The 5,240-nt window shown below is 46.3% G+C and carries 6 protein-coding genes; all 6 read left to right on the plus strand.

The annotated features are described in order from the left end of the window. On the plus strand, positions 1–1,452 hold a 1,452-nt coding region (locus HGH47_RS11830), incomplete at its 5' end, for a DUF935 domain-containing protein (RefSeq protein WP_432912545.1). Then, positions 1,449–2,672 carry a phage head morphogenesis protein gene (locus HGH47_RS11835; RefSeq protein ID WP_432912548.1) on the plus strand — a complete coding sequence of 408 codons (1,224 nt, stop codon included), beginning with the start codon at positions 1,449–1,451 and terminating at the stop codon, positions 2,670–2,672. The genes HGH47_RS11830 and HGH47_RS11835, both read left to right, overlap by 4 nt. 203 nt (positions 2,673–2,875) lie before the next feature. Then, positions 2,876–3,469 (plus strand): C39 family peptidase, encoded by a 594-nt coding sequence (locus HGH47_RS11840; RefSeq protein ID WP_432912551.1) that lies wholly within the window; start codon positions 2,876–2,878, stop codon positions 3,467–3,469. A gap of 121 nt (positions 3,470–3,590) precedes the next feature. After that, positions 3,591–4,562: a hypothetical protein gene (locus HGH47_RS11845; RefSeq protein ID WP_432912554.1), complete on the plus strand. Its 972-nt coding sequence runs from the start codon at positions 3,591–3,593 to the stop codon at positions 4,560–4,562. A gap of 3 nt (positions 4,563–4,565) precedes the next feature. Next, positions 4,566–4,946, plus strand: a complete 381-nt coding sequence (locus HGH47_RS11850) for a structural cement protein Gp24 (protein WP_432912557.1) — start codon at positions 4,566–4,568, stop codon at positions 4,944–4,946. A gap of 10 nt (positions 4,947–4,956) precedes the next feature. Continuing rightward, positions 4,957–5,240, plus strand: a 284-nt coding sequence (locus HGH47_RS11855) for a hypothetical protein (RefSeq protein ID WP_432912559.1), incomplete at its 3' end; no start/stop codon positions are given.

Below are 5,240 nucleotides of genomic sequence, written 5' to 3' on the forward strand. Positions count from 1 at the left end.
CCTATTTTGCGGAAAATGGGACGTGGCATTACGGCACTGCAAGAACTTCTAACCGACAGCCATTTAGAGAGTGTGTGGAGTATTCGCTGCTCTGCTTCAAGCGGCGCGGAATGGTTTTGCGCTGCAGGCGGGGACGGGAACGGCAAAAAAGAACAAGAAGCTGCCGACCTCTTTACAGAAGAATTACGGCAGCTTGATATTCCGCGCGTTATCGAGGAGATGATGGATGCTATTGCGTTCGGCTATTCACCGCTTGAGGTTATCTGGCGCGCTCAAGGCGGACGGTGGGTAATCGGCGACATCGTTGGTAAACCTCCGCAATGGTTTGAGTTTGACCAAGAAAACAACCTCGTATTCCGTACCGGCGTTATCGGAACGGAACCGTTGCCGAAGAACCGTTTTCTCATTGCCCGCCACCGGCCAAGTTATGCCAACCCTTATGGCGTCAAAGTATTTTCAAAATGCTATTGGCCGGTAACCTTTAAAAAGAACGGGTTCCGCTGGTGGACGGTATTTGTCGAAAAATACGGCGGCGCTTTTTTGTATGGAAAGTATCCGAATAATGCCAGTGACATTTATAAAAATGAACTGCTTACGTCTCTTGAACGGATGGCAGCCGATGCGGTGGCTATTGCACCTGAGGGGGCGGAAATCACGATTGAAAGCCTTGCCAATAAAGGAAGCGTTTCTAATGTCCACGCAGAGTATATAGAAGCAGCCAATAAAGAAATTTCAAAAGCGGTCTTAGGGCAAACGCTTACAACGGACATCGGCAGTAAAGGAAGCTATGCTGCAGCGCAGGCGCATAATCTTGTCAGGCAGGATTTAGCTGCTGCCGACCGGAGGAGAATATCCGCCTGCTTTAACCGGCTTGCAGCAGTCTGGACGTATTACAACTACGGCACAGATGTGCTGCCTCCCGTGTTTGAATTTGTCAAGGACGAGGATTTACAGCAAGACCGCGCAGAGCGGGACGCAAAGTTATATGCCCTCGGCTGGCGTCCTAAAAAAGCATATATCGAACGAGAGTACGATATTCCGCAAGAAGATTTTGAGATAGCGCATGAAGACGAACAAGGTAGTCAAAAAGAGCAAGGTTCTTTTTCTTTTCCTACAAACAGTCAAACAAGCTATCCGTGCGGATGCGGAACACACACGGAAAAAACGCTCTTTCAAAAAGCCGCTTCTCTTTTTGCGGATAAACAGACCAAGCGGCAATTAAAAGACCGGCGGTTACTGGATTCATTCAATGCTGCGATGCAGGAAAAAGGACAAGATGCAATCGACAAAAGTATTGAAAGCTATGTGAATGCACTTGGAACGGTTGACGATTATCAAGACGCTTCAAAGGCGCTTTTATCCGCGTATAAAAACCATTCACTGGATGATTTTGCCTCGTGTATCGACAATGTACGGTTTGCTGCTATCGGCATCGGAGGCAGAAAAAGATGAGCGATAAAATTCCGTATCCTGAAATAGCGCGTAAATTTCTTGAAAAGAAAATCAATGTACCAACTGATAAATGGGATGAGCTTAAATGGGGAGAACATGCTCATGCCTTTACCGTTGCTCACTCAAACGAAGCGGCCGTATTAGATACCATTCACGGCTTACTCAATCAGGCTATAAAAGACGGTATTCCCTTTAAAGACTTCCGGGACGGCCTTTTGGATATGATGAGTGCAAAAGGCTGGTATGGCGGAAATGGGCACACAAAAGATGATAAGAGGTATATTAACTGGCGGATCGGTCTTATCTACGATGTGAATATGCGCTGTGCGTATGAAGCGGAGCATTACCGCAACCGGCTTATCGGTGCCGATTTACGTCCTATTTGGGTGTATCGCCATGATCCAGCCGTTACTAATCCGCGGGCTGAACACCTCGCTCTTGATGGGAAAGCATTCCGATATGATGATGCGTTTTGGAATACCTATAACCCGCCGAATGGCTGGGGCTGCCGGTGCTATGTAACAACGATGAGTGAGCACGAAGCGGAAAAAGCAGGCATTGCCGTTGAGCACTCCGACGATTCCGGAAACCCGCCCGATATGGCCGGTGTCGATTGGAATACATTTGACAGCACGTGGAAATATAATCCTGCACGGGAAGCATTAGCGCCGAATTTCAGTACCTATAAAAACCTTGCCAAAATAAAAGGGGAAGACGGGAAAAGTATCCTTTCTCACGTAACGGAAAGCTATCGAAAATCAATGGATACTACGAAGCTTACGAAAGGTGAATTTAACGTATTAGCAAAACGCATTAATAAAAAAGATTACACACCGCAAAATATTTTATATCAGGTAGGAAACCTCGAAACGGAACGCTTTGAAGCAATGCAGGAAAGAGGCATTGCCGATTGTAAAATTATGGCAAGCGATAAAGCGTTATATCACGGCATCGGTGATAAAAATGCAAAACAAAGAATACCGGAATCTCTTTTTGAAGCATTGTATGACAGTTTCAGCACTCCTGATACCATCTATGAAAACACTGAACCGAATATAAAAGAAGATGGCAGAGAGTTCCATTTTGTGAAAAATATGGATGGCGGAAAAATACTGAAAACGGTATTAAAACAATTAAGCAAAGAATTTGCATTGCAGATAAAAACAATGGGTTATATTGAATACGATTATAACAATAAAAAATATAAAAAAATTTGGTAACGGCCGGGCGGAATTTGCGTCCGCTGGATCTCCGCTTAAAAAGCGCGATGCCCCTCTAAATATGCTCCTCAACCGTTACCTTTCCTGTACTTTACCACATCTTGCTTAAAAAATCAACCATATAAAGACTAATTTTTTCAAATAGTTTCTTTGAACTGTCGCACCGGTAAAGCGTAAAATTATCGCATAAAGAGGTTTTTACGATGATAAAAGGCGTAAAGTTTTGGAGCGATCGAGATTGCTATTTTGTACAGACAAACAATCCAACGGAAGAAATATTGCGTAAGCGCTCTGACGGAGTATGGCTTGTTTCGTGCGGGCCGTCGGCGGCGGTTACGTGCATAGCGGCGATGGGCTTTGATGTAGAGGTGAAAACGCCGGGAGGCTATAAACCGCAAAGCGAAGAGGTTTTGATGGACTTTTTCAATGATCCACGCAACTACCCTGCCTTGCAAAAGGTACGCCCTGAAACGCCTCCTGATGTGTGGCACGGTAATGAAGTGCCGCAATTTTATCCGGTTGCGGTTACTGCCGTTTTCGGCGTAAAGGCGCGCTTTGAATGGGGAGCCGTTTTTGAAACGGTTGCATCCGAACTGCAAAACGGAAAAGCGGTGCAGCTCTGTCTTAAAAAGCCGGGGCATTACATTGCAGCAGTCGCATACGATGATGAGCGGAATGAGGTCATTTTTAATGACCCGTGGCCGCGCCGTTTTAAGGACGGAAACGGTTTTAACCGCCGTTTGAGCAAGGCAGATTTCAGCAATGTAAAACCGTTCCGGATTGTATACGACGCATAACCTGAAATATGCGCAAAACAGCGGTTATGCGAGCGGCTTGGTTATTTAGCATTCTTTCCGTTTCAATCGAATTTGAACGGGTTTTGAACGCTTTTGAACGGTATTTTAAGAGGAGCTAAAGATGGCAGAATTAAAGGTTTTTAAGGCGGGGAAATACCCGCAAGGGGATTGGCCGAAAGAGCGGGTTCAAAGACTAGTCGATTCCTATAATCCTGAAAAATTATATGAAGCCCCGCTTGTTATCGGACACCGCTCATTCGGTATGAGCGATGATTATCAAGATGCACACGGCTGGGTTCAATCTATACGCATGGATAAAAGCGGTTGGGTTTTTGCCGAAGTACCGGCATTTTCTACTGATGTAATAAAAAAGGTTGCAGAAGGAAAGCTCCGGTACATGTCGGTAGAAATTTTTGAAAACGACATGGTGGATAAAAATGAGCCGCCGTACTTGAAAGCAATAGCGCTGCTTGGGCGGGATACCCCTGCGGTTGCAGGAGCTAAGATACCGGCTCTCTTTTCGCTTTCATTCGGCGGATTTGTTGAATATGCAAACCAAGACGACCATGTATCAATCTTCACGCAGAAAATGGATGCAGGGACGATAAAACTCTTTTCCGCGAATGAGGCGGAAAAAACGACACAATCTCGGGAGGAAAATATGGATGAGATGACGGAAAAAGTAAAAACGGAAATGGCTGCAAAAGATGAGCGGATTGCTGCCCTCGAACAAGAAAATAAGAGCCTGAAACAAAACAGCATGAAAACCGATGCGGAGGCCTATTTTTCACGTCTGCGGGATGAGGGAAAGATTACACCGGCGTATTTTGAAAAAGCCGTTGCCCTTGATGTCAAAATGACTGATGCGGACAGAAAAGATTTCAGAGCGCTTTTTGCAAACAGCGAACCGATTGCCGATTTGTCCGGTGAGCATACGGCGACAAAAGAAAAGAGCGGCGCCTCTTTTGCGTGTAACGCCGATGTTACGGCAAAAATAAAAGCCTTTCAAAAAGAGAAAGGCCTTGCATCCTTTACCGAAGCGGCCGAAGCATTGTACTCGGCAAATCCTGAAATCTTCAGCGAGGAGGAATAAAAAATGATAAACAGACGACCGTATATCGCACAAAGTGCAATCGCACCCGGCAGCGCCGTAATACAGGGAACGGCCGATAATGCCGTAACCGCTCCGGCCGATGAAAAGGCGGATATGCTCGGCGTGTATCCGTTTGAGGCCAATGAAGCCGCCGCAGCGCAAGACCGCATCGGCATAGCGATCGGCGGAGTAGTGAAAGTTGTTGCAGGCGGGACTGCGAGTGCCGGAAAAAAAGCGGTGCTTTCAAAAGATAAGCTCGGCGCGTTTGAAGATGTTCCTGCAACCGCGGGTACCTACAAAACGTGCGGGATATTCCTTGAGTCCGGAGCTGCAGGGGAATATATCGATATGTACATTGAACGCGGTGTCGTAACCGTAAAATAAGGAGTTTTTAATGCCCAGAGAACAAGGATATGTCAGTCCCCTGCTTTCCAATTTGGCAGTGGATTATTCTGCTAAGGTGCGGGAAAGTATGGTCGGCCCGCTGTTATTTCCGCGTGTTGAAGTCGGAAAGCCGTCAGGCAAGTACGCCGTATTCAACGAGGAAAATGTCTATAAAGTACCCGATGTAACACTTGCAGGGGAACGCTCGCAAGCAAATGAATTTGCAACAAGCGGCACCATGCAAAACTATGCAACCACCCCGTACGGCCTTAAAGCGTTTATCGACAAAGCGGA

Origin of the sequence: Treponema sp. OMZ 805, assembly GCF_050937395.1 — a bacterium.
GTDB lineage: Bacteria > Spirochaetota > Spirochaetia > Treponematales > Treponemataceae > Treponema.

Bases quoted from the DNA above. Each gene is read 5' to 3' on its own strand.
- HGH47_RS11850 (WP_432912557.1), top strand. From the start codon at position 4,566: ATGATAAACAGACGACCGTATATCGCACAAAGTGCAATCGCACCCGGC.
- HGH47_RS11845 (WP_432912554.1), top strand. From the start codon at position 3,591: ATGGCAGAATTAAAGGTTTTTAAGGCGGGGAAATACCCGCAAGGGGAT.
- HGH47_RS11835 (WP_432912548.1), top strand. From the start codon at position 1,449: ATGAGCGATAAAATTCCGTATCCTGAAATAGCGCGTAAATTTCTTGAA.
- HGH47_RS11840 (WP_432912551.1), top strand. From the start codon at position 2,876: ATGATAAAAGGCGTAAAGTTTTGGAGCGATCGAGATTGCTATTTTGTA.